Annotated in this window: 26 protein-coding genes; 11 read left to right on the top strand and 15 right to left on the bottom strand. The window is 33.1% G+C overall.

The genetic code is table 11. From position 1 onward, the window contains the following. From ASE40_RS17660 to ASE40_RS17645, 4 genes are all read left to right on the top strand, one after another. Nucleotides 1–717 (top strand): response regulator transcription factor, encoded by a 717-nt coding sequence (locus tag ASE40_RS17660; RefSeq protein ID WP_057118447.1) that lies wholly within the window; start codon nt 1–3, stop codon nt 715–717. A gap of 586 nt (nt 718–1303) precedes the next feature. Further along, the gene (locus ASE40_RS17655; protein ID WP_057118446.1) at nt 1304–2695 is read left to right on the top strand and encodes an RtcB family protein; all 1392 of its coding nucleotides are present in this window, start codon (nt 1304–1306) and stop codon (nt 2693–2695) included. Between the two features lie 16 nt (nt 2696–2711). Beyond that, entirely contained in the window at nt 2712–3401 is a 690-nt protein-coding gene (gene prfH / locus ASE40_RS17650; RefSeq protein ID WP_057118445.1) for a peptide chain release factor H, read from the top strand. Further along, entirely contained in the window at nt 3388–3921 is a 534-nt protein-coding gene (locus ASE40_RS17645; protein ID WP_057118444.1) for a hypothetical protein, read from the top strand. The genes prfH and ASE40_RS17645 overlap by 14 nt, the downstream gene beginning before the upstream one ends. 194 nt (nt 3922–4115) lie before the next feature. Here ASE40_RS17645 and ASE40_RS17640 read toward each other — a convergent pair whose 3' ends face one another. The 8 genes from ASE40_RS17640 to ASE40_RS17605 form a co-directional block, all read right to left on the bottom strand. Continuing rightward, a complete protein-coding gene (locus ASE40_RS17640) occupies nt 4116–4862 on the bottom strand; it encodes an acyl-[acyl-carrier-protein] thioesterase (RefSeq protein WP_057118443.1) in 747 nt (248 codons plus the stop codon). A gap of 58 nt (nt 4863–4920) precedes the next feature. Continuing rightward, nucleotides 4921–5841 carry a tRNA (adenosine(37)-N6)-dimethylallyltransferase MiaA gene (gene miaA / locus ASE40_RS17635; protein ID WP_057118442.1) on the bottom strand — a complete coding sequence of 307 codons (921 nt, stop codon included), beginning with the start codon at nt 5839–5841 and terminating at the stop codon, nt 4921–4923. A 153-nt stretch (nt 5842–5994) separates the two neighbouring features. Continuing rightward, entirely contained in the window at nt 5995–6834 is an 840-nt protein-coding gene (locus ASE40_RS17630; protein WP_057118441.1) for an ion transporter, read from the bottom strand. A gap of 29 nt (nt 6835–6863) precedes the next feature. After that, on the bottom strand, nt 6864–8225 hold the full coding sequence (locus ASE40_RS17625) for an exonuclease domain-containing protein (RefSeq protein WP_057118440.1): 1362 nt from the start codon (nt 8223–8225) through the stop codon (nt 6864–6866). An 81-nt stretch (nt 8226–8306) separates the two neighbouring features. Next, complete coding sequence (locus ASE40_RS17620; RefSeq protein WP_057118439.1) at nt 8307–8978, bottom strand: YggS family pyridoxal phosphate-dependent enzyme; 672 nt, start codon at nt 8976–8978, stop codon at nt 8307–8309. Between the two features lie 7 nt (nt 8979–8985). Beyond that, the gene (locus tag ASE40_RS17615) at nt 8986–9480 is read right to left on the bottom strand and encodes a hypothetical protein (protein ID WP_057118438.1); all 495 of its coding nucleotides are present in this window, start codon (nt 9478–9480) and stop codon (nt 8986–8988) included. Between the two features lie 15 nt (nt 9481–9495). Then, nucleotides 9496–10383: a 3-hydroxyacyl-CoA dehydrogenase family protein gene (locus ASE40_RS17610; RefSeq protein WP_057118437.1), complete on the bottom strand. Its 888-nt coding sequence runs from the start codon at nt 10381–10383 to the stop codon at nt 9496–9498. A gap of 90 nt (nt 10384–10473) precedes the next feature. Beyond that, on the bottom strand, nt 10474–11439 hold the full coding sequence (locus tag ASE40_RS17605) for a Gfo/Idh/MocA family protein (RefSeq protein ID WP_057118436.1): 966 nt from the start codon (nt 11437–11439) through the stop codon (nt 10474–10476). Nucleotides 11440–11651: 212 nt separating this feature from the next. Between ASE40_RS17605 and ASE40_RS17600 the strand changes: the two genes are divergently transcribed. After that, nucleotides 11652–12293, top strand: a complete 642-nt coding sequence (locus ASE40_RS17600; RefSeq protein ID WP_057118435.1) for a protein-L-isoaspartate(D-aspartate) O-methyltransferase — start codon at nt 11652–11654, stop codon at nt 12291–12293. A gap of 30 nt (nt 12294–12323) precedes the next feature. On the opposite strand, the gene ASE40_RS17595 is transcribed toward ASE40_RS17600, so the two are convergent. The 3 genes from ASE40_RS17595 to smpB all read right to left on the bottom strand — a co-directional run bounded on the left by ASE40_RS17595 (nt 12324) and on the right by smpB (nt 14636). After that, the gene (locus tag ASE40_RS17595) at nt 12324–13373 is read right to left on the bottom strand and encodes a Fic family protein (RefSeq protein ID WP_057118434.1); all 1050 of its coding nucleotides are present in this window, start codon (nt 13371–13373) and stop codon (nt 12324–12326) included. Nucleotides 13374–13457: 84 nt separating this feature from the next. Next, on the bottom strand, nt 13458–14099 hold the full coding sequence (locus ASE40_RS17590) for a lipoprotein (RefSeq protein ID WP_057118433.1): 642 nt from the start codon (nt 14097–14099) through the stop codon (nt 13458–13460). 81 nt (nt 14100–14180) lie between these two features. Next, on the bottom strand, nt 14181–14636 hold the full coding sequence (gene smpB / locus ASE40_RS17585; RefSeq protein ID WP_057119835.1) for an SsrA-binding protein SmpB: 456 nt from the start codon (nt 14634–14636) through the stop codon (nt 14181–14183). Nucleotides 14637–14776: 140 nt separating this feature from the next. Here smpB and ASE40_RS17580 point away from each other — a divergent pair, with 140 nt between their 5' ends. Both ASE40_RS17580 and ASE40_RS17575 read left to right on the top strand, forming a co-directional pair. Then, nucleotides 14777–15415, top strand: coding sequence for an outer membrane beta-barrel protein (locus ASE40_RS17580; RefSeq protein WP_057118432.1), 639 nt, complete (start codon nt 14777–14779; stop codon nt 15413–15415). A gap of 106 nt (nt 15416–15521) precedes the next feature. Further along, entirely contained in the window at nt 15522–15752 is a 231-nt protein-coding gene (locus ASE40_RS17575; protein WP_057118431.1) for a VF530 family DNA-binding protein, read from the top strand. Here ASE40_RS17575 and ASE40_RS17570 read toward each other — a convergent pair. The 3 genes from ASE40_RS17570 to ASE40_RS17560 form a co-directional block, all read right to left on the bottom strand. Then, nucleotides 15747–16301, bottom strand: a complete 555-nt coding sequence (locus ASE40_RS17570; RefSeq protein ID WP_057119833.1) for a DUF3575 domain-containing protein — start codon at nt 16299–16301, stop codon at nt 15747–15749. The two genes, ASE40_RS17575 and ASE40_RS17570, sit on opposite strands and share 6 nt — an antisense overlap. Before the next feature lie 111 nt (nt 16302–16412). Further along, nucleotides 16413–16961: a GNAT family N-acetyltransferase gene (locus ASE40_RS17565; RefSeq protein ID WP_057118430.1), complete on the bottom strand. Its 549-nt coding sequence runs from the start codon at nt 16959–16961 to the stop codon at nt 16413–16415. Between the two features lie 9 nt (nt 16962–16970). Then, the gene (locus ASE40_RS17560; protein ID WP_057118429.1) at nt 16971–17822 is read right to left on the bottom strand and encodes an aldose 1-epimerase family protein; all 852 of its coding nucleotides are present in this window, start codon (nt 17820–17822) and stop codon (nt 16971–16973) included. 187 nt (nt 17823–18009) lie between these two features. On the opposite strand from ASE40_RS17560, the gene ASE40_RS17555 reads away from it, so the two are divergent. Further along, the gene (locus ASE40_RS17555) at nt 18010–20280 is read left to right on the top strand and encodes a M1 family metallopeptidase (protein ID WP_057118428.1); all 2271 of its coding nucleotides are present in this window, start codon (nt 18010–18012) and stop codon (nt 20278–20280) included. 100 nt (nt 20281–20380) lie between these two features. Here the strand turns inward: ASE40_RS17555 and ASE40_RS22175 are convergent, their stop codons facing one another. After that, complete coding sequence (locus tag ASE40_RS22175) at nt 20381–20548, bottom strand: hypothetical protein (RefSeq protein WP_157848518.1); 168 nt, start codon at nt 20546–20548, stop codon at nt 20381–20383. Between the two features lie 201 nt (nt 20549–20749). On the opposite strand from ASE40_RS22175, the gene ASE40_RS17550 reads away from it, so the two are divergent. From ASE40_RS17550 to argC, 3 genes are read left to right on the top strand one after another with little or no spacing between them, the layout of a single operon-like run. Continuing rightward, nucleotides 20750–21397: a GNAT family N-acetyltransferase gene (locus ASE40_RS17550; protein WP_057118427.1), complete on the top strand. Its 648-nt coding sequence runs from the start codon at nt 20750–20752 to the stop codon at nt 21395–21397. A gap of 55 nt (nt 21398–21452) precedes the next feature. Beyond that, on the top strand, nt 21453–22646 hold the full coding sequence (locus ASE40_RS17545; protein ID WP_057118426.1) for an argininosuccinate synthase: 1194 nt from the start codon (nt 21453–21455) through the stop codon (nt 22644–22646). Further along, nucleotides 22639–23616, top strand: a complete 978-nt coding sequence (gene argC, locus ASE40_RS17540; RefSeq protein WP_057118425.1) for an N-acetyl-gamma-glutamyl-phosphate reductase — start codon at nt 22639–22641, stop codon at nt 23614–23616. The genes ASE40_RS17545 and argC overlap by 8 nt, the downstream gene beginning before the upstream one ends. Nucleotides 23617–23639 lie beyond the last annotated feature (23 nt).

The raw sequence follows: 23639 nt of genomic DNA, 5'->3' as shown, positions 1-23639 counted from the left end.
ATGGAAAATACTAACAAAAGAATACTTTTAGTAGAAGATGACCTAAATTTTGGGGCAGTTCTTAAAGATTATCTAATGTTAAATGACTTTGAAGTTACTTTAGCTAAAAACGGTATGGAAGGTTTCGAAAAATTCAAGAAAGACGTATATGATCTATGTATTCTTGACGTAATGATGCCTTATAAAGATGGTTACACTTTGGCCAAAGAAATTAGAGAGAAGAACAGTGAAGTGCCAATTATCTTTTTGACAGCCAAGTCTATGAAAGAAGATGTTTTAAAAGGATATAAAGCTGGTGCAGATGATTATTTAAATAAACCTTTTGATTCTGAAGTTCTTTTAATGAAAATTAAAGCAATCATTCAAAGAAAATCAGCAGATACAAAAGCAGAACAAGTACAATTTGAATTTAACATTGGTAAGTTTCATTTAAATTCAAAATTGAGATTCTTGACTTTCCAAGATGAAGAGCCAATCAAATTATCTCCAAAAGAGAATGAATTGCTTAAAATGCTTATTCTTCATGAAAATGACTTAATGCCAAGAGAATTAGCTTTAACAAAAATCTGGAGAGATGACAACTACTTTACTTCAAGAAGTATGGACGTTTACATCGCTAAACTTAGAAAATACCTAAAAGCAGATGAAGATGTTGAAATCTTAAACATTCACGGTGAAGGTTTTAGATTAGTAGTAAAAAGCAAAGTTACTGAATAACAAATTCACACTAAAAAATATAAGCTCTGAGAAATCAGGGCTTTTTTTATGCTCCATTTTTAGCCTACAACTCTAAATCTTGGATTTATATGATTTTTTTCTTGCTGAAAAGAGAGAAAAACACATAGAATTATTGCTAGAGTTAGGGTTTTGATTTTTAGATAGATAATCTAGTTTTTATATATTTAGAATTCATCAATTATTTTTTTAGATGTATTTTCTTTAAATAAATTTGGAAAATCAAAAAACAATTCTGAATATTTGCAGACGAAAAAAATAATAACCCTTTAAAACGAAGAAAAAATGTTTGTACTTACATCGACATCACAAAGCTTCACACCAAACAAATTTGGTGCAGCACTTCTTCGTGGCTTATTTCAATCTTAGAAATACATTTTTAGATATATAAAAAAGCCCGAAGACATTTAGTTTCGGGCTTTTTTTATTCTAGACACTTCAAATTTTCCCGAAAAAAGATTCAAAGTAATTATCCGTAAGGATAAAAAGTTTGTGTGCTTAAATTTTATTTAATCCTTTTTGTATTAAGTGGACTTGGGCATGCTGTAAATAGTAGTATAAAAAATTTATGGGAAATAAATTATCTGGAAAAGACCTGATCAAATTAGGCTTTCCAAAAAACAATTCAATAAATATCGCCTTAGGGCAGATAAACAGATATAGAAAAAGAGAAAAAAAGGAATCTATTCTAACAGAAGCAAAAGACGTCTTGCTAAATCCTGAAAAGTACGAAGGAAACGGAACCTGGGGGAAAGTAGCCGAAGGCTTGATAAAACCAGTTCAAGTAAGGATGCATCAGTTGAAAACAACCAGAGCTCCTTTTACAATTTTTGGTGAAAATGAAATCGATCAGCAGGCAAAATTTCAATTGTATGATTCTTTGAAACTGCCAGTTTCGGTTGCAGGAGCTTTAATGCCAGACGCACATTCTGGATATGGTTTACCAATCGGCGGTGTTTTAGCAACCGATAATGCTGTGATTCCATACGGAGTAGGAGTTGATATCGGATGCAGAATGAGTCTTTCAATTTTTGATTTGCCAGCTTCTCATTTTAAAGGGAGAGAGCATCAGCTTGAGGCTATTTTAGAAGACAATACCAAGTTTGGGATGTATGAAACGCATGCATCAAAAGTAGACCATGACGTTTTTTATAAAAGTGAATTTCAAGATATTCCGCTGTTGAAGAATCTTTTACCTAAAGCTTACAAACAATTGGGATCTTCAGGCGGAGGAAATCATTTTGTAGAATTTGGAATTGCTAAAATCGATAACCCAGAAAACGAGTGGAAGCTCGAAAAAGGGGAGTATTTCGCTGTTCTTTCGCATAGTGGTTCGCGTGGTTTGGGCGCAAACATTGCCAAACATTACACTTATTTGGCGACAAAGCAATGTCCGTTACCAAAAAATGTGCAGCATTTAGCATGGCTGGATTTGAATACACATGATGGTCAGGAATATTGGCTGGCAATGAATTTAGCAGGAGAATATGCCAAAGCCTGTCATGATGATATTCATAGACGAATTGCTAAAGCAATTGGAAAAAGAGTAGTGGTTACGATAGAAAATCACCACAATTTTGCCTGGAAAGAAATGGTAAATGGTCAAGAATGTATTGTTCATAGAAAGGGAGCAACGCCAGCAGCTGAAGGTCAATTGGGAATTATTCCGGGTTCGATGACTGCGCCTGGCTACATTGTAAAGGGTAAAGGAAATGCAGAAAGTTTAAACTCTGCCTCTCATGGAGCTGGCCGTTTGTTTTCGAGAGCGAAATGTAAAAGTACTTTTACGCAAAGTGAGATCAAAAAGGTTTTGAAAGCCAATGATGTAACCTTGATTGGAGGAAATATTGACGAAGCTCCAATGGCGTACAAAGACATTACAAAAGTTATGGCGAATCAAACCAATTTAGTAGAAGTTTTGGGAACTTTTACGCCAAAGATCGTTAGAATGGATCGTTAAAAAGAGATTTAAGGAAATGGAAAAAATAATTCAGATAACAGCGGGTCGCGGACCTGCAGAATGCACTTGGGTTGTTGCCCAAGTGCTTAAAAAAGTTTTGGAAGAGGCGCAGGATCAACAATTAGAAACCGTTTTACTGCAGCGAGAAGCAGGTCAGGAAAATGGAACGGTTGAAACGGCTTCAATTGCTGTAAAAGGAAAAAATGCTGAGAAATTTGTAAAATCGTGGATTGGAACGATTCAATGGATTGGGCAGAGTCAGTTTAGAAAAATGCATAAACGCAAGAACTGGTTTATTGGAATTTTTGAAATCGAACCGCAGAAAAAGACAGCGGTTTCAGAAAATGATATTCAATATCAGGCCATGCGGAGTTCGGGAGCGGGCGGTCAGCATGTAAATAAAGTGAGTTCGGCAATTCGGGCAACACATATTCCAACAGGAATTGCAGTTGTTTCGATGGACAGTCGTTCTCAACACCAAAACAAAAAACTAGCAACAGAAAGATTATTAAAAAAATTAGAAGAAGAAAAACTGATTCAGCTTAAAAATCATGTTGGTAAACAATGGGAAAATCAACTCAATGTTGAGCGTGGAAATCCTATTAGAGTTTTTACCGGAAGTGACTTTAAAAAGAATAAAGTGGAGAAGAGTTACAAAGGAACTCGTCAGAAATTAAAAAACGATTTACGAAATGAAAACAACTGATAAATATCTTTTTCAGGCCTTGGATAATTATCCGTTTTGGCTTGAAGGAACAATCGAATCTTTGGATTATGCTTTTTCTTATGATGATAAAAACACAATGGTTTTATGTCTATACGGAAGAATTCAGGCAGAACAATTAATGAATTACGAAGAAGCAAAATCTTATTTTCAGCATGCGTTAGCTATTAATATTCATGCTCTTGAAGTATATTCGTATTATTTGCAGACATTGATTGTGAATGAAGATTATGAAGAAGCTGAAAAGCTAATTGATTTTGCTTTGACTGTAAAAGGAATAAACAAGTCTGAAATTTATATCAAAAAAGCAATTTTATTAGAAGTACAGCATAAATTTAAAGATGCTTTAAAAGAAATTAAGCTAGCAAAATTACATTCTATTCAACATGATTATGACTCTGGAATTAGTGAAGTTGAGAAAAGAATTAAAGGTAAACTTGATTTGTTGAAAAAGAAAAAAGATAAAAAAACAAAAAAAGATTCTAAAAAGAAATCGAAATAATTTTAAACAAAAACGATGCAATTTTGCATCGTTTTTTGTTTAATTAAGTTACAAACAAAGTTTGTCATTTCGACGAAGGAGAAATCTTCGTAAGTAATTCCACAAGCAAAATAGTCAATCTTTGCAGAGCTTCTCGGGAAGATTTCTCCTTCGTCGAAATGACAATATTGAGGAATGTCAGATTTAAAAAACCTTTATTTCCAATGCAATTCCAAAGCAAAACACGTTTTTTCGCCTTTTGTAATACTGAATGTTGCTTTTGTATGATCGTCATCTTCACTTTCGTGAATGACAACATTGTCTTGTAATGAAAGCTCTTTCATGAAGTTCATTTCGAAACTTTTCACTTCTTGTTTTAAAATTCTTTTTGGATCAACGTGATCTAGGCACCACTCGAGATATTTTACATTATTGACGTGATTTACAATATCTAAATCTGATAAATAAACAGTTTTTTCAAAAACGGCTTCTTTTTCGTGGTTGATGTTTATTTTAGAAAAACCTTCTTCTGTAGCTCTATCTTCTGGAAATAATTCAAAATGTTCATATGGTAAAGCCAACGCTTCTGGACGGCGCGCTTGTGTATTGAAAACAGCCCAATAGGTTTCACATCCTACAATTTTTTTTCCGTTTACATACATTTCAAGAGCACGAACTGAACGTGAATTTTCTAAACTATTGATCCATGTTTTTACGGTTACAACATCCTGCCATTTTGGTAAAGCATGAACTTCAACGCGCATTCGGCTTAAAACCCACGCTTGGTGAAATTCCTGCATATCATAAAAACTAATGCCGCCAACTTCTGAATGTGCTGCAGCAGTTAATTGTAAAATATTACACAAATCGGTATACTTTAAATAACCAGCGGGCGTGCATTGTGTGAAATTGATTTCCCAGTCTTTACTTAAAACTGATGTGAAATTTGGAGATATTGGCATTTTTTAATTTTAGATTTTTATTTTAGAAAATAGAAGGAAGATGAAAGAAAATAGATTTTTACTTTAGAAGATTTTCTATATAGCTTATAATTTCCTTTCTATCTGCCGCGTAATCAAACCATTTAGTGTTTTCATTACGTTTGAACCACGTTAATTGTCTTTTGGAAAATCTTCGAGTATTTTTCTTGATTTCTTCTATTGCAAAAGGCAATGTAAATTCTCCGTCAAAATAACTAAATAATTCTCTATAACCGACCGTTTGAAGCGCATTTAACGCTTTATTAGGATACAAGGTTTTGGCTTCTTCCAGTAAACCTTCGTTCATCATAATATCAACACGCTGGTTGATTCGGTTGTAAATGATTTCTCTTTCGGCATCTAAACCAATTAGAATAGGAGTGAAGCCTCGATTATTTTTCTTTTGATTTAAGAATGAAGAATACGGTTTTCCTGTTCCAATGCAAACTTCTACAAATCGCATCATTCGCTGCGGATTTTGTAGAGTTTGAGGATTTTCGATAGTTATTTTTTGGTAATAATCTGGATCTAGATTTTTTAGTTGTTCCTGAAGATATTCAATTCCGAGTTTCTCGTAATTTGAATTTACTTCTGAGCGAACTTCTGGATTGATTTCTGGAAATTCATCAAAACCTTTTAAAATGGCATCTACATATAATCCTGATCCGCCAATAAGAATTGCATAATCGTTGGTTTGAAAAAGTTCTTCGATTTTTACTAAAGCTTCTTTTTCGTAATCTCCAACAGTGTAATTTTCAAAAATGGATTTATTTTGAATGAAATGATGTTTGGCAGAATTCAATTCTTCTTGATTGGGGACGGCTGTACCAATAGTCATTTCTTTAAAAAATTGACGGCTGTCGCAAGAAACGATTTCGCATTTAAAATGTTGTGCCAAAGCAATACTTAAGGCTGTTTTGCCTATTGCTGTTGGTCCGACAATGGTTATTAGGTATTTCATATTTTTTAGCCCAGATGGAAATGAAAACCCCGGACTTATATTTGTTCGTTTTTTTTGGTGTAAAAGAGCGACCAGCGGAAGCTCCTTTTATGCCTTAAAAAAACAACAAAGATAAGGAGGAGTTGCAATGTACAGCTGGATTAGCTTCTAAAATTAATTATTTGGCAATTCTGTTCCACATTCGTAGCAATATTTTGCGCTGTCAAAATGGACTTGGGAATTGCAGTTTTTGCATGTTTTTTTGGTGCTTACTGCACTGTTTCTCAAACTGCTTTTGGCGAATTCTGCGGTAACAATTCCGGTTGGAACCGCAATTATTCCATATCCTAAAATCATTACTAATGCTGCAATAAATTGTCCTAAAGGAGTTTGCGGCGAAATGTCACCATAACCCACCGTCGTTAAAGTTACAATCGTCCAATAGATTCCCATTGGAATGCTTGTAAAACCAGATTCTCGGCCCTCGACTAAATACATAATCGTACCGATAATTACAGTGCTAATGAGTACAAAATATATAAAAACCAAGATTTTTTCTTTGCTAGCTTCTATTGCCTCTTTTAATTGCAAGGATTGATGTGAAATTTGCGGAATATGTAAGATTTTGAATAATCGCAAAAAACGTAAAGCTCTTACGATTGACAAAATACTTGCTCCAGGGAAAAATATAGATAGATACATGGGTAAGACTGCAAGCAAGTCTATAATTCCGTAAAAACTGAAGATATATCTAACGGGTTTTTGAATGGATATGATTCTTAAAATATATTCGATTGTAAAAAATACTGTGATAACCCATTCGCAGATAAGAAGTTGTTCATGGTATTTTAAACTTATTCCTCTAACTGTATCCAGCATGATTAAAAGAACGCTCAATAAAATCAAACCTAGCAGGACTAAATCAAACATGCGCCCTAAAATGGTATCGGTGCCATATAGAACTACCTTGACTTTTTCTCTAAAGATTTCGTATTGTGATTTTTTATTTTTCATATCTCTAAGATAATGAAAGTTTTATATTGTTAAAAATTTAAAATCTTAATAGATTTACTTTTACGGAGGTAGCTTTGAAGAATGTTTTTTACATCGCGGTTGTGCTCCATTGGGATCAAAATGTTTTTAAGAATCTCAATGTTGGTAATTTGATAATTAAGATCGTAGTAAGCATAACCTTTGTAGATTCCATTTTCGATTAAAATAGCACTTCGTTCGTTTACATTACGGCCTTTGTCAATCAGGATCATGCTTTTATTTTCAAAACTATTTTCAGAAATAAATTGCTGAACTCTTAAATTGTAGACTTCAGGAGTTATTTCACCAATACAGGCGCCGTCACATTCTTTGATTGAATATTGAAAACACTCTTTCTTGCTATTATACAACCCTGTTAACTTTTGGCATAAATGGTATTTTGCCGTGAATTTAAAAAGTGCATTTTTGCCTTCTTGCACAGAAACAAACGATGTGATGTCTTTTTTTCGGCCGTCAGCTTTTTCAAGTTTTAAATTGAGATAACCATTCGAGTCTTTCTCGGCATATAATGCAAAAGGAAATACTGTTTTTTTCTGAGAACGGTTATGTCTTGGACGATTAATTTTAACTTCCTGACTTTCTTTTAAAAGTGCAATTAATTCACTTCCCGTTTCATCGTAGGTTATGGTAAAAACTTCGGCCTGGATTCTTTTACTTTTAGTTGTAATTCCAGTAAAATGCTGGTTGACTCTTTTTTTTATGTTATGGCTTTTGCCAATATAAATTAAGGTGCCGCTTTCATTATAAATATAATAAACACCAGTTTTAGCCGGCATTTGATTTAAAAGATCTAAGAATTTAGGGGCAATTCCTTTTTCGACTTCGAGTTTTATAAAATCTTTTACGATTGTTTTTTCTACGTCTTTTTCCAAGAGCATTTTAAACAGTTTTGTCGTAGCCATTGCGTCTCCGCTGGCACGATGTCTGTCTGCCATCGGAATTCCAAGTGCACGAACCAATTTTCCTAAACTGTAAGAAGGTTGTTCAGGAATTAGTTTTTTGGCTAGTTCGACAGTACAAAGCGTTCTGGCTTCAAAATCGTAGCCTAAACGTCTGAATTCTGTTCTTAAAATTCGGTAATCGAAAGAGGCATTGTGAGCCACAATAACGCAGTCAGAAGTTATTTCGATAATACGTTTGGCGACTTCATAAAACTTTGGTGCAGAACGCAGCATAGCATTATTGATTCCGGTTAGCTTTACTACGAAAGGCTGAATCGGAATTTCAGGATTGACAAGGCTTATGAATTGGTCAATTACTTCGTGTCCATCATATTTATAGATGGCGATTTCAGTAATTCCTTCTTCGTTAAACTGCCCTCCAGTTGTTTCTATGTCTAGTATTGCGTACAAATTTAGTGTTCGGTCTCAGTTTTTAGTATTCAGTTTTTGTATAGGCGCGTATCCGTCCTTACGAAATGTGGTTTTTGATAATCAACGGACTCCAAAAATGCTGCTTCCAATGCGAACCATTGTGCTGCCGCATTCTATTGCAAGCTGATAATCTCCAGACATTCCCATAGAAATTGTAGAGACGCATTGCAATGCATCTTTACCATATCCGTCAATGTTTTTTAATGAGTCAAAAATGGATTTTAAATGGGTAAATTCTTTTTTAATTTGGTTTTGATCTTCTGTGAAAGTTGCCATTCCCATTAAACCTAAGATACGAATATTTTTTAACTCTTTGAATGCTGAAGAAGTTAAAAGTTCGTTTAATTCGTTTTCGTCAAGACCAAATTTAGTTTCTTCTTCGGCAATATACATTTGAAGAAGACAATCTATTGTTCTATTGTTTTTTAAAGCTTGTTTGTTGATTTCTTGTAATAATTTCAAACTATCTACACCATGAATTAAACTCACAAATGGCGCCATAAATTTTACTTTATTCGTTTGAACATGACCAATCATATGCCACTGAATATCTTTTGGCATTTCTTCCCATTTTTCAGTCATTTCTTGGATTTTGTTTTCTCCAAAAATACGCTGGCCGGCTTCATAAGCTTGCATTAAATCTGAAACAGGTTTTGTTTTAGAAACGGCAACAAGAGTTACATGTTCAGGTAAACTTGTTTTTATTGTATTTAAGTTTGATGCTATTGACATTTTTATTTTATTTTTTTGAAAGCAGAATATGTAATCTTTCCTTTCTTTCCGATGGAATGTAAAAATCGATCTTTTTGTTTTCCATTTTTAATTGAGTATCGAATCCAGGACCTTTTGCATCATCTTCTAAAGGTGTATAAAACGATCCCATATCACTTTGAAAAAGACTCCCGAATACTTTATCATAGCAATCAAAGGAACCACAAGTATAACCTACTACTTTTTCATCAAGATTTACAACTATTATTTCAAAGTTTGATTTTATATCTAAATCTCTTAAATATAAAATTAAAAAATTGTGTTTTCGTTTTTTATCAAAACTTTCGGTGCTTTTAAAGACACAATTATCATACTTTTTGTTATTGATATCTAATTGATAACCGTTTTCTTGTTTTAAAATTCGGGCTATTCCAAAGAAATAATTAATAGTCACTGGTTTGTAATAATAAAGAGCAACTAAACTAAAAACTATTAAAATGACTAATAAAAATATTTTTTTCATTGAATAAGCGAGATTTTACAAAAACTGCTTAGAGATTTTCTCTGCTTTTTTACTTTCACTATAATCATAAAAACCTTCACCAGATTTTACGCCTAGTTTTCCTGCTCTTACCATATTAACCAATAGTGGACAAGGAGCATATTTTGGATTTTTGAAACCTTCGTACATTACATTTAAAATGGCAAGGCAAACATCAAGACCAATGAAATCAGCTAATTGAAGTGGCCCCATAGGGTGTCCCATTCCTAATTTCATTACAGTATCAATTTCGTAAACTCCCGCAACTTTATTGTATAACGTTTCAATTGCTTCGTTTAGCATAGGCATTAAAATTCTGTTGGCTACGAAACCAGGATAATCGTTTACTTCAACAGGAACTTTTCCTAATTTCTCAGATAAATCCATGATGATTTTTGTCACTTCATCACTTGTATTATAACCGCGGATGATTTCAACTAATTTCATAATTGGCACTGGATTCATAAAATGCATTCCGATAACACGTTCAGGATGCGCAACAACAGAACCAATTTGTGTAATCGATATAGAGGAAGTATTAGTTGCTAAAATAGTATTATGAGAACAAGCTTCGTTTAATTGCTTGAAAATATTTAGTTTTAATTCTACATTTTCTGTTGCAGCTTCAACTACTAAATCAACCCCAACAACACCATCTTTAATATCTGTATAGGTAATAATATTGGTAATAGTTTTAGCGACGTCTTCTTGTGTAATTGTACCTTTTGCAAGCATACGGTCTAAATTGGCCGCAATAGTTGCCATTCCTTTATCTAATGATTTTTCTGAAACGTCGATTAGTTTTACGGTAAAACCGCTTTGTGCAAATGTATGAGCAATTCCGTTACCCATTGTTCCTGCACCAATTACAGCTATAGTTTTCATTTAATTTTGGTATTTAAATTTTAAAAGTTAAGGTTTAAAGTGACTTTTCTGCCAGCTTTAAACCTTAAAAATAATGAGTTATATTTTTTATTATTTATCGAAACAATCAATAATCTGGTAGGCTACACGCAAAGCATCTGTTGCTTGTTCTAGTGTTACAACCGGCGTTGTATCTGTATTAATTGCATGTGCAAAAGATTCTAACTCGTCCAGAATAGCGTTGTTTTGTTCAACATCTGGATTAGTGAAATAGATTTGTTTTTTTACACCTTCTGCATTTTGCAGAATCATATCAAAATCTCCAGGAACTTCCGGGGCATCTTTCATACGGACTACTTCACATTTCTTTTCTAAAAAGTCAACAGAGATATATGCATCTTTTTGGAAAAAACGAGATTTTCGCATATTCTTCATCGAGATTCTGCTGGCTGTTAAGTTGGCAACACAGCCATTTTCAAATTCAATTCTTGCATTGGCAATATCTGGCGTATCGCTGATAACAGAGACTCCGCTTGCATGAATATCTTTTACTTTTGAATTTACCACACTCAAAATGGCATCAATATCGTGAATCATTAAATCCAAAACCACAGGAACGTCTGTACCACGAGGATTAAATTCTGCCAAACGATGCGTTTCTATAAACATCGGGTTTTCGATCATGTTTTTTGTTGCGATAAAAGCAGGATTAAAACGCTCAACATGACCAACTTGACCTTTTACATTGTACTCTTTAGCTAAAGCTATGATTTCTTCAGCTTCTGCTACAGTATTGGCAATTGGTTTTTCTATAAAAATATGTTTTCCTGATTTGATTGCCACTTTTGCACATTTATAGTGCGAAAGCGTTGGAGTCACAATATCGATTACATCGACAGCATGAATAAGTTTTGCAATTGTGCTGAAGTTTTTATAGCCAAATTCCTTAGAGATTCTTTCGGCATTTTCTTGATTTTCGTCGTAAAATCCAACTAATTCGTATTTGTCAGATTGTTGTAATAAGCGTAAATGTATTTTACCAAGATGACCAGCACCTAAAACTCCTACTTTTAACATGAGAATGTATTTTAAACAAAAATATAATTTATTTGTCGAAAGTGAAAATGAATTTAACTAATTGTGAGTTGTGAGTTATGAATTGTAAATTATCGGCTAGGGCTTTTGATTTTCGGCTTTTGACTTTCGATATTATTAATTTAATAATTAAAAATCAATATTTGATTTCCTTTTTAGATTCTTTACTTTTGCGAAAATAAAACCTACCCATTTTGAAAGACACTGCCAAACATCAAGGACTTCGTAATCAATTAGTAAGCACTTTAGAGCAAAAGGGAATTACTGATAGAGCGGTTTTAGAGGCGATAAAAAAAATCCCAAGACACCTTTTTTTGAATTCAAGTTTTGAAGATTATGCTTATCAAGATAAGGCTTTTCCTATTGGAGCGGGTCAAACTATTTCGCAGCCTTACACAGTTGCTTTTCAATCGCAGTTGTTAGAAGTAAAAAAAGATCACAAAATTCTAGAAATTGGAACTGGTTCTGGATACCAAACTGCAGTTTTGTTTAATCTTGGAGCAAAAGTTTATACTGTAGAAAGACAAAAAGAATTGTTTAAACAGACTTCTATTTTGTTTCCAAAACTAAATATTCGTCCTAAACATGTATCTTTTGGTGATGGCTACAAAGGGTTACCAAATTATGCTCCCTTTGACAGTATTATAGTTACAGCTGGTGCACCATTTATCCCGAAACCGTTAATGGCTCAGCTTAAAATTGGAGGAAGGCTTGTGATTCCGCTTGGAGAAGATGTTCAGATTATGACTTTATTAATTAGAAAGAATGAAACGCAATTTGAAAAACATGAGTTTGGAGAATTTAGATTTGTTCCTTTATTAGAAGATAAAAATTAAAGAGAAAGCCCAATTTATACTGGGCTTCTTTTATTGAGTAAGAATCGAGATATATCTTTCCAGACTTTCTTTCTCTTTTTGAGCTATAAATAGAAAAAAGTCTTCTTTGTTTTTTTTAGTTTGAGCAATTTCTAAAGACTGATAATATTGCATTCTAGTTTCATAATCTCCTTTGATATTGGCAATTGGATATCCTTTTTGCATTAGAATCAAATTCATAATTAACCTAGAAGTTCTGCCGTTTCCATCTATAAACGGATGTATCGTTACTAATCGTTCGTGCATTTCAGCAGCCAGAATAATCGGATGTAATTTATTTTTATTGATTTCGTACCAAGTAAAATATTCTTCCATTTCTTGCGGCACAATTAAAGGTTGTGGAGGCATATGACTGCTTCCCTGAATCATAACTTGAACTTTTCGATAACGTCCTGCGTCTTCAGGTATAATTCCTCTTAAAATTAAATTATGAATTGACAAAAGATCGCGTTCGTTTAATGAATTGTTTTTATTCATTAATTCTTTAATAAATCCAATAGCTTCCTGATGATTTATAGCTTCAAGATGTTCCCGCATGCTTTTGCCTGAAATTGTTAAACCTTCATTAATAACCATGTCAGTTTCTCGAAGTGTCATTGTATTTCCTTCAATTCTATTACTTTCAAAGGTATACTCAAGCTCTAAAGCTTGTTTAATTTTAAAACTATCAAACTGCCTGTAAGAATCTAATTTTTGTTTTAACAAATCTATCTCTTTTAAAATTTTTTCTAAAGAAGTAGACAGCTTAAGGTTAGATACTGTTTTATTATACTTGATTTCATCTTCTGCAACTTTTAAAGCTTTTAATGCAAGCTCATCATCACCAATTTCATAAAGAATTTTTTCTTTAAGCCAGGCAATCATTAAAGTTTCATAATCAATTTCTAAAAGCTGCGCTAATTTTGAAATCTGTTCTTTGGTTGGTTTGCGGGTTCCCGACTCAAATTTGCTGATTAATGCTTGATCTATTCCTGCAAGCTGAGCCAGTTCACGGGTTTTTAAACCTTTTTGTTCTCTTGCGTTTTTTAAAAGCGATTTCATTATGAAAAATTTAGTCTTGACAAATTTAGTCAATTTTTTGTTTGTAAAAAAAGCGACACTTTCAAGTCACTTTTTTTATATCTTTTATTTTGGAGGTAATGAACCGTCTTTTCTCATTTCTTTAACTACAGCCTGCATAATAGCATCAACTGTTTGTCCTAAATCTGTGACATATTGAGATTCTGTAGTTCCTGTCCAGATTAATTTATTTTCTTTTAATGAAAAAATATTGGTCTCTACCATATAGGATGTTGTTTCCTGATAATATCCCGGATCGTAGAAGTTTGGAGAATACATTCCGTACCAATTCCCAAAACCATAACCATACATTCCTGCATACATGCCGTCAAAACCTCCATAATACATTCCAGTGTAAGTTCCAGGAACATAGGTTGTTTCTTTTTCTTTACTAACTAATCGCATGGTTATTACTCCATCAAAATTTTCATCTTGAAGTATTTTTAACTTCTGTTCTTTAGTAAGGTCTTTGGTAGATTCGTTTAAGTATTGGTAAGAAGTTTTGAAAATTTCGTTACCAGCAGCAATTCTGTTTTCCGTAACTCTTCGTGAAGCTTCATCTTTTACCAAAGCGACGACTAAAACCTTCTTGAAGTTTTCTTGAGAAACGGTAATTTTTGGATCTCTCCAGCTGTTTACGATCGAAGTATTACTGCCGCAACTTGATAACACCACTACAGTTAAAAACAAAAATAAATACTTTTTCATATTTTACAGTTAAATTGGTTATAAGTAAAAATAACGATAAAATATTAATAAATAGGAATTTACCTAAATTAAAAAAGCTTTTTAATTAAAAGCTTTTTTAATACGGTCTAAATCACGTTTAGTATCTTGTTCTTTTAACGATTCTCGCTTGTCGTAGTTTTTCTTTCCTTTACACAGACCAATCTGAAGTTTTGCTAAACCTTTTTCATTTGTGAATAATTTTAGCGGAACGATAGTAAGTCCTTTAGCCTGAACACTTTTGTGAAGTGTTTTTAATTCTTTTTTATTTAAAAGCAATTTTCTTTCGCTTCTAGATTTATGATTGAATTGATTTCCAAATGAATACTCTTCTATGTAAGTATTGATAGCAAAAAGCTCCATACCGCTAAACTCGCAAAAGCTCTCTGTAATGTTCGCTTTTCCTAAACGTATCGATTTGATTTCGGTACCCGCTAAAACAATTCCAGCAGTATACGTGTCGATTATTTCATAATCAAATCGGGCTCTTTTATTTAATATATTGACTGATTTTAACATGTGTGCAAATGTAAGACAAAAATGAAAAACTTTATGAAGAGCTAAGATAATTAAAGTTTTTTTTAAATCTATGATTTTAATCAGCTGCGACAAAAATGCTTCCTTTTAAGTTTGCTTTATAATTCAAAAACAAAATTAAAATGAAAAAAATTGTAACACTGGTAAGTATTGCATTAGTTAGTTTAACAGCTAAAGCTCAAGATTCAGGTCAAGGTTTAAAAGGTACTTGGTTTGCAACGTCTCAATTTGGTTATCAGCAGACGAAATCGGCTGATGCGAAAAACACCACTTTATCTGTACTGCCAATTGTTGGAACATTTGTAACGCCATCAGTTGCTGTTGGTGCAGGAGTTGGATATATTAATATTAAAGCAGATTCTGATGCAGGAACAGCCGCCAAAACAGATTTGTTTGTTGCGCAGCCTTTAGTGAGAAAGTATTGGAATGTTGCGGGTTCTCTTTATTTCTTTGGGCAGGTGGCAGTTCCAATTATTACTGGTAAAGAGAAAGAAAGTGAATTAAAAGTGAATCAGGTTGGTCTATCGCTATCTGGCGGATTTGATTATTTTGTAACTAAAAATTTCTCTGTCGAGTTTTCTTATGACTTAGCCAACTTTACATCGACTACAATTGATCCAAAAACGGGAGATAAAACGACAGTTACTAATTTTGGTTTAGCTCATGTTGCAAATGTTGACCCGTTTTATAATACAGCTTTAGGAGGAAGTAATCCTAATTTAACATCTCCAATTTCTGTTGGATTTAAATTCTTGTTCTAATTATTTTTTATTTGATTGATGTAAAATTCTATTTAGTAATTTTGCAAAAAAGAAAGACCGTACTTTTTTATAGTACGGTCTTTTCATATAATTTAAAAAGTATAAAATGCAAAATCAATCCAAAGATCCTTTACACGGAATCACACTTCAAAAAATTGTAGAAACTTTAGTAGATCATTATGGTTTTGATACTTTAGGAGAGTTAATTCCAATTAAGTGTTTTCAATCAAATCCAAGTATTAAATCGAGTCTTACTTTTTTAAGAAAAACAGATTGGGCTCGAAAAAAAGTTGAAGAACTTTACGTAAAATCGTTGCCTAAATTCTCTAATTTATAATTTATACGAAATCATTACGCCGCCACGGTAAGGAAGCCATTCGCCGCTTTTATTCCAATGCACCGCTTTTTCATATCTTCCTGGAGTTCCATCATTGTAGTAACCATGATAAAAACCTTGATGCCAGCCTCCACCAACGAAAAAGTCTAGTAAAAATTTATCGTTTAATTTTAAGTTGTAACCTATAGTAGCACCAAGCCTATAACCAAAGCCGTCTTCGTATTTATTGCTATCCCAGTAATTCCATTTCTGTAATTCATATTTATCAGCTCCTATATGACCACCTACATAAAAGCCATTATATTTTTCTTTAAAATGATAACGAATTTCTGGAGTTACAGTAATAAATTTCATTGGATTATGACCATTAAATGATTCCCAAAAAGAAGCCATTACATCAGCATTAAAAGTCATTTTTTCGCCAATACTTGTTTCAATTCCAACATTTGGGATTGCAAGCAAAGCAGTTGCTCCATTAAATTTTACAAAAGTCTGACTTTGCAACTGTATACAAAATAAAAGAACAAATAAGGCAGGTATTTTTTTCATAAAAGTGTTTTCAGATTCAAAACAAGCAATTTTAGCTAATTTTGAGCGCAAATATAACGTATAATGGTAGATAAATATTGTGTAAAAAGTTACTTTAACAAGAAGAAAAGTTTATCTTTCTAGTAATGAATAAATTACCTTATCAAGAAATTTTCCTTCATAAAATTCAGATTCTCTAAGATGGGCTTCCTTTGTAAAACCACACTTTTGGAGTACTTTTTCTGAAGCATAATTTTCTGGATCAATAACAGCTTCAATAGAGTGCAGTCTCAAGTCTTCAAATCCGAATTTTGTAAGTCGAGTAACAGCCTCTGGAACTAAACCTTTTCCTTGAAATTCAGGTAAAATAATATAACCAATTTCAGCACGGTAATTTTCTGGCTGTAATCTGTAAAAACCAATAATTCCGAGAAGTTTAGAATTATCCTTCAATCGAATAGCCCAATTTATTCCAGTATTATTTTCAATTTTTTCCTTTATCATTTTAATATGTTCCAGCGCATCTTCATGATCCTTTACCAAAGGTCTTGGAATATATTTCATGGTTTCAGGATTAGAGCGTAGTTCAAAAACTTCTTGTACGTCCCCATCATTGACTTCATCCAAAATTAAACGCTCGGTTTCTACGACTGGGAACGGACTAAAATTAAAATCTAACATTTTGTTGTGTTATAATATTGTGATACTAAATTTTGCATCGAAGCTTTTATTTTCTTCTAAAGTCAAAATTCCTTCTTTTTCATATAAATCTCCTGAGTTTTCGTCAGTATCGGAATATCCAAGCCATGGTTCAATGCAAATAAAAGGTGCATTTTCTTTGGTCCAAATTCCTAAACTTGGGAAATCATTATAAGCTACTTTTACATAAGGTTTTGAATCTTTAAGAATAATCAAAGATTTTGATTCTAATGTTTTAAAGATCAAAGCATCATTTTTAAATAATTCATAATTCAAAGGCACAATATTATGCGTAGTTTCTAGAATTTTGGTTTGAGATGAAATCAAATCATTTTCAAGAATATAATATTTTAGTGCTTCTTCTTTTTCGAATTCAAGAGCGTAATCATCGAAATTTCCAGGAAGTGCAATTGCAGGATGTGCACCAATAGAAAAAGGCATAGTGGTATCTCCTTTATTAATAACCTTGTATTCTAAAGTTAGTGAACTTTCGTTAAGCGTATAAATAAGTTGTAGTTCAAACTCGAAAGGATATTTTGTCAATGTTTCTGTAGAAGACTGCAGCGAGAAAACAGCTCTATTTTCGCTTTTATCAATTAATTCGAATTCCATATCACGGGCAAAACCATGACGAGGTAAATGATATTCCTTATCGTTAATTTTATAAGAATTGTTTTTTAAAGTACCAACAATCGGAAAAAGAACAGGGGAGTGCTTGCCCCAGAAATCTGGATTACCTTCCCAGATATACTCATTGTTTTGGTTGTCTTTTATAGAAAATAGCTCAGCTCCAGAATGTTTGATAGAAGCACTTAATATTGAATTTGATATAGTTGTTGTCAAAATAGTAATGGATAAAATGAATGTGTTTATATGCAGATGTAAATATATTTTATAAAATTTAGTTTTCTAAGAAAATGGCTTAAATTATTTTATTGATAAAATTTTGCTAAAATTGAATTTATGTTTTAAATTTTCTCTGTGAATAGCTTTTTTTTTCATTAATTTGCTACATAAACAGCTAAAAAATATGAAAAAGCAATCTGCAAAAGCCATTTTAACCGCGGCTTTATTTTTTGGGATTTCATCTGTTTGGGCGCAGCAAACTCCGTCAGCGACAACAGCAAATCCAGTCAATAATTACAATTATCATGATGCCTTTGGTCCAAATTTTTATACAAAAAATGGAACTACAACTCGTGCTGCGAGCGGTCAGCCTGGGCAGGAATATTGGCAGAATAGAGCCGATTATCAGATTACGGCAAAATTAAATGCAACTACAAATGAGATTATAGGTACAGACGAAATCACATACACAAATAATAGTCCAGATAAATTGTCATTTGTATGGTTGAATTTAGATCAAAACTTATTTAAGGAGGATTCTAGAGGAAACGCTGTTGTGCCATTAACAGGAAGCCGTAACGGAGCTCAAGGGCAAGTTTTTGACGGTGGAAACAAAATTAAATCAGTAAAAATAGTTTCTGTTGGGAAAAAGAAAACAGAAGTTGATGCAAAATATATTGTAACAGATACAAGAATGCAGATTTTTCTTCCAGAAGAATTGGCTGCAAAAGGAGCATCTGTAAAAATTAAAATCGAATTCTCTTTTATCGCGCCTTTCGAAGGGTCTGATAGAATGGGGGTTTTAGAAACTAAAAACGGAAAAATCTTTACAATCGCACAATGGTACCCGCGTATTTGTGTGTATGATGATGTAAGAGGGTGGAATACTGCACCTTATTTAGGCGCTTCTGAGTTTTACTTAGAATATGGCGATTTTGATGTGAAATTGACTGTTCCAGGAAATCATTATGTAGTAGCTTCTGGAGAATTATTAAATGGTCAGGAAGTATTTTCTGGTGATCAATTCAAAAAATACAAAGAAGCATCTGACAGCGATAAAACAGTTACAATTCGTTCAGCAGAAGATGTGGCAGCGACAGCAAATACAAACGCTGGAACAGAAAAAACTTGGCATTATAAAATAAAAAATGCACGTGATTTTTCTTGGGCATCGTCTCCAGCTTTCATTTTAGATGGAGCAAAAATAAACTTGCCTAGCGGTAAAAAATCTTTGGCATTATCTGCTTATCCTGTAGAAAGTGCTGGTCAAGGTGCTTATGGACGTTCTACAGAATATGTAAAAGCATCGATTGAGCATTACTCTAAACAATGGTTTGAATATCCTTATCCAGCGGCGACAAACGTTGCAGGAAATGAAGGAGGAATGGAATATCCTGGAATTGTTTTCTGTGGATGGAAATCTAAAGGGCAAGATTTATGGGGAGTTACAGACCACGAATTTGGTCATATCTGGTTCCCAATGATTGTTGGTTCAAACGAGAGATTATTCGGATGGATGGATGAAGGATTTAACACTTTCATTAATTCACTAAGTACAGAAGCGTTTAATAATGGAGAATACAAAGAGCCTGCAACAGATTTACATGAATCAGCAGAATCTTTTACTCGTCCTGATCTAGAAACAATTATGAGTTCTCCTGATAATATGAAGGAAGCAAATATTGGTATGTTGTGTTACTTCAAGCCAAGTGCAGGTCTTATTCTTTTAAGAGAACAAGTTTTAGGAAAAGAGCGTTTTGATATTGCTTTTAGAACTTATATCGAACGTTGGGCTTATAAACATCCACAGCCAGATGACTTTTTCAGATCTATGGAAAATGTTGCTGGTGAAGATTTAAGCTGGTTCTGGAGAAGCTGGTTTGTAAATAACTGGCGTTTTGACCAAGGAATCAATTCGGTTAAATATGTGAAAAATGATCCGTCAAAAGGAGCTGTAATTACAGTTGAAAACTTTGATAAAATGCCAATGCCGATCGTTTTAGATGTTAAAGGAAAAAGCGGTAAAGTGACAAGGGTTAATCTTCCTGTAGAAATCTGGCAGAAAAATAAATCTTGGTCTTTCAAACATAATTCTACTGAAGAAATTGAAAGTATAACATTAGATCCAAATCATGCTTTTCCCGATAATAATGAATCAAACAACGTTTGGACAGCGGGAAAAGGTAAATTAGAGAAAGATATTATTCTAGACGGATATTTAGGTAATTATACTACTTCTAAATCACCTCTAACAATTGAATTGACAGAGAAAAACAGTGTGCTAAATGCAGAGCTTCCAAATTATCCAAAATTTGCTTTAGATCCTGTTGCAAACGAAAAAGATACATTTGAGTCGCAAAGAGCTGGATTAAAATTTAAATTTAATGAAGCCAAAACTGGTTTCGATATGATACTTTTAGGAAACGGTCAAGTAATTCCGTTTACGAAAAAGTAAAATTGTAAAAATATAAAATATTTAAAACCCGATAATTAGCAATAATTATCGGGTTTTGCTTTTGTGTTTATTCACAAAACGTAAAAAAAATGTTAGTTTTTTATTTTTTTGTCTTGTAAATAAAAAAATAATGTACTTTTGCACCGATGAATAAAATAAGTTTACATATAACTTCTTTGTCACGGACAAACTCACCGATTACTTCTCCCGAAGTACGGATACTATCTCTATAGTATTCACTGAGTTTTATAGCCGTATATTTATTCATATCCATTTTTCATTTTGAAATCACATAATTTGTCCATTGGACAAACATATCCTAAAAGTATTTATTATTTTGTAAATTTTCTGAATCAACTTTTTGATTTTGAATATGTTACTTCTATTTTGATTAATTTTATTGGATTCAGTTCTGGATTTCAAAACAAACAATATTCTTTAATTTTTAACTCTAACTTCAATTATTGAAATGAAGATCTCTATTGTTGTTACCCAGGAAGAACACTTCAAATTCGCACAAGAAATCTGCGATACGATAGAATCATCTGCCTTATTAAGAGGTACGGGGATTGCTAAAAGAACTCCTGAGTACATTCAGAAAAAAATGTCGAATGGTGATGCAATGATTGCTCTGGCAGACGGGAAATTTGCAGGTTTTTGTTATATCGAAAGCTGGCAGCACGGAAAATTCGTGGCACATTCGGGATTAATTGTACATCCTGACTATAGAAGTTTAGGTTTGGCAAAAAAAATTAAGTCGAAAGTGTTTGACTATTCTTTACAGAGATTTCCAGATGCAAAAATATTTGGTATTACCACTGGCCTTGCTGTAATGAAAATTAATTCTGAATTAGGTTACAAACCTGTTCCTTTCTCTGAATTAACGACAGATCCAAGTTTTTGGGCCGGCTGTAAAACGTGTACCAATTTCCCTATTTTACAAAGCAAAGAAAACAAAATGTGTCTTTGTACGGGGATGTTATACGACCCAAAAGAAAAACAAAAAACACCGCCGAGACACCCTTTTAATGAGGCTGTTTTGAGCAGACTTAAAAAAATTAAACAGGCTTTATTTTTAAACAAATTATTGTCGTTTGTTTTTTTATTCAAAATTTAATTAAAAAGAAATCTCAAACTGCTAAATACGAAAGTATTAGCCAAAATTATAAAAAATGAAAAAAGTAGTATTAGCTTATAGCGGAGGATTAGATACCTCGTATTGTTTGAAATATTTAAAAAATGAAAAAGGATACGAAGTTCACACTGTACTTGTAGATACAGGAGGATTCGATGCAGAAGAGTTATCAGCCATTGAAAAAAGAGCCTACGAATTAGGAAGTGCGCAGCACGCCAACTTAACGATTTTAGACAAATATTACGATAAAGCTATAAAATATTTGATTTTCGGAAACGTATTAAAAAACAATACTTATCCGTTATCAGTAAGTGCTGAACGTGTTTTTCAAGCAATTGAAGCTATAAAATATGCGAAAAAAGTAGGAGCAACTGCAATCGCTCACGGAAGTACTGGTGCAGGAAATGACCAAATTCGTTTTGATTTAATTTTCCAAACTATTGCTCCAGAAATTGAAATTATTACGCCAATTAGAGATTTAAAATTGTCAAGACAAGAAGAAGTAGATTATCTAGCTCAAAACGGAGTTCATTATTCTTGGGAAAAAGCACAATATTCTATCAATAAAGGACTTTGGGGAACAAGTGTTGGAGGAAAAGAAACTTTAACTTCAAGCCAACCGTTGCCAAGTGAAGCTTATCCTTCTCAATTGCAAAAAGAAGGTGAAGAAAAAGTAACGCTTCATTTTGAGCAGGGAGAATTAGTTGGACTTAACGGAAAAACAGATAAACCTTCAAACAATATTGTAGCCCTTGAAAAGCTAGCAAATGCTTATGCAATTGGAAGGGATATTCACGTTGGTGACACTATTATAGGAATTAAAGGAAGAGTTGGTTTTGAAGCTGCTGCACCATTAATTATCATTAAAGCGCACCATTTATTAGAGAAACATACTCTTGGAAAATGGCAGCAATATTGGAAAGAACAACTAGGAAACTGGTATGGAATGTTATTTCACGAAGGCCAGTTCTTAGATCCTGTTATGCGTAATATCGAAACGTTTTTGCAAGACACGCAAAAAACAGTAAACGGGACTGTAACGGTTTCACTAAAACCATATCATTTCTCACTTGACGGAATTGAATCTAAAAACGATTTGATGAACACAGGTTTTGGCCAATATGGAGAAATGAACAACGCATGGACATCTGAAGATGCAAAAGGATTTATCAAAATTCTTGGAAATGCACAAAACATATTTTCATCTGTAAATCAATTAGATCATGATTAATGTCGGAATAATTGGTGGTTCAGGCTATACAGCTGGAGAACTCATCAGAATATTAATGTATCATCCCAAAGTAAATATAGATTTTGTTTACAGCACGACAAATGCGGGAAAACCACTTTCTGTGGCGCACCATGATTTGATGGGTGATATTGAAATGAGTTTTACTGATATAATCAATCCTGACGTAAATGTGGTATTTTTATGTTTAGGACACGGAAAATCAATTTCATTTTTGCAGGAAAATAAATTCGCAAGCCATACAAAAATTATCGATTTAGGAAATGATTTCAGATTGAATAAAGATGCTCATTTCGAAGGAAAAGATTTTATTTACGGTTTGCCAGAATTGAACAAAGCTGAAATTAAAAAAGCAAATTATATTGCAAATCCAGGTTGCTTTGCTACAGCGATTCAGTTGGCTTTATTGCCTTTAGCGAAACATAACGGACTGAATAATGATGTTCATATTAATGCTACAACTGGAAGTACAGGTGCGGGCGTAAGTCTTTCTGAAACTTCACATTTTAGCTGGAGAAACAATAATATGTCGCATTACAAAGCTTTTGAACACCAGCATTTGGGAGAAATCGGAGAAAGTTTGGTGCAGTTGCAGGATGATTTCGAAAGCGAATTGCTTTTTATTCCCAACAGAGGAGATTTCCCAAGAGGAATTTTCGCAACACTATACACACTTTCAGATGATAGTTTGGAGCAATTGGTTGCTAAATACGAAGATTTCTATAAAAATGAACCTTTCGTAACCGTAACCACAACAAACATCAACATGAAGCAGGTGGTGCAAACGAATAAATGTATCATTAGTTTATTGAAAAAAGGAAACCGGGTTCTCATAACATCAATTATCGATAACTTAACCAAAGGTGCTTCAGGCCAAGCAATTCAAAACATGAATTTAATGTTCGGATTAGAAGAAACCACAGGTTTACATTTGAAACCAAGCGGATTTTAATAATAGTTTCAAGTTTAAAGTTT

It is taken from the genome of Flavobacterium sp. Root935, assembly GCF_001429295.1.
Taxonomy (GTDB): domain Bacteria; phylum Bacteroidota; class Bacteroidia; order Flavobacteriales; family Flavobacteriaceae; genus Flavobacterium.
The sequence above is the reverse complement of the archived record's forward strand: the minus strand, read 5'-3'. Positions and strand labels throughout refer to the sequence as shown.

Coding starts and splice junctions, on each gene's coding strand:
- ASE40_RS17565 (WP_057118430.1), bottom strand. CDS start 16,961: ATGTTAGATTTTAATTTTAGTCCGTTCCCAGTCGTAGAAACCGAGCGT.
- prfH (WP_057118445.1), top strand. CDS start 2,712: ATGGAAAAAATAATTCAGATAACAGCGGGTCGCGGACCTGCAGAATGC.
- argC (WP_057118425.1), top strand. CDS start 22,639: ATGATTAATGTCGGAATAATTGGTGGTTCAGGCTATACAGCTGGAGAA.
- ASE40_RS17630 (WP_057118441.1), bottom strand. CDS start 6,834: ATGAAAAATAAAAAATCACAATACGAAATCTTTAGAGAAAAAGTCAAG.
- ASE40_RS17555 (WP_057118428.1), top strand. CDS start 18,010: ATGAAAAAGCAATCTGCAAAAGCCATTTTAACCGCGGCTTTATTTTTT.
- ASE40_RS17620 (WP_057118439.1), bottom strand. CDS start 8,978: ATGTCAATAGCATCAAACTTAAATACAATAAAAACAAGTTTACCTGAA.
- ASE40_RS17640 (WP_057118443.1), bottom strand. CDS start 4,862: ATGCCAATATCTCCAAATTTCACATCAGTTTTAAGTAAAGACTGGGAA.
- ASE40_RS17580 (WP_057118432.1), top strand. CDS start 14,777: ATGAAAAAAATTGTAACACTGGTAAGTATTGCATTAGTTAGTTTAACA.
- ASE40_RS17570 (WP_057119833.1), bottom strand. CDS start 16,301: ATGAAAAAAATACCTGCCTTATTTGTTCTTTTATTTTGTATACAGTTG.
- ASE40_RS17605 (WP_057118436.1), bottom strand. CDS start 11,439: ATGTTAAAAGTAGGAGTTTTAGGTGCTGGTCATCTTGGTAAAATACAT.
- ASE40_RS17545 (WP_057118426.1), top strand. CDS start 21,453: ATGAAAAAAGTAGTATTAGCTTATAGCGGAGGATTAGATACCTCGTAT.
- ASE40_RS17655 (WP_057118446.1), top strand. CDS start 1,304: ATGGGAAATAAATTATCTGGAAAAGACCTGATCAAATTAGGCTTTCCA.
- ASE40_RS17615 (WP_057118438.1), bottom strand. CDS start 9,480: ATGAAAAAAATATTTTTATTAGTCATTTTAATAGTTTTTAGTTTAGTT.
- ASE40_RS17595 (WP_057118434.1), bottom strand. CDS start 13,373: ATGAAATCGCTTTTAAAAAACGCAAGAGAACAAAAAGGTTTAAAAACC.
- ASE40_RS17660 (WP_057118447.1), top strand. CDS start 1: ATGGAAAATACTAACAAAAGAATACTTTTAGTAGAAGATGACCTAAAT.
- ASE40_RS22175 (WP_157848518.1), bottom strand. CDS start 20,548: ATGAATAAATATACGGCTATAAAACTCAGTGAATACTATAGAGATAGT.
- ASE40_RS17590 (WP_057118433.1), bottom strand. CDS start 14,099: ATGAAAAAGTATTTATTTTTGTTTTTAACTGTAGTGGTGTTATCAAGT.
- ASE40_RS17575 (WP_057118431.1), top strand. CDS start 15,522: ATGCAAAATCAATCCAAAGATCCTTTACACGGAATCACACTTCAAAAA.
- ASE40_RS17610 (WP_057118437.1), bottom strand. CDS start 10,383: ATGAAAACTATAGCTGTAATTGGTGCAGGAACAATGGGTAACGGAATT.
- ASE40_RS17645 (WP_057118444.1), top strand. CDS start 3,388: ATGAAAACAACTGATAAATATCTTTTTCAGGCCTTGGATAATTATCCG.
- ASE40_RS17550 (WP_057118427.1), top strand. CDS start 20,750: ATGAAGATCTCTATTGTTGTTACCCAGGAAGAACACTTCAAATTCGCA.
- smpB (WP_057119835.1), bottom strand. CDS start 14,636: ATGTTAAAATCAGTCAATATATTAAATAAAAGAGCCCGATTTGATTAT.
- miaA (WP_057118442.1), bottom strand. CDS start 5,841: ATGAAATACCTAATAACCATTGTCGGACCAACAGCAATAGGCAAAACA.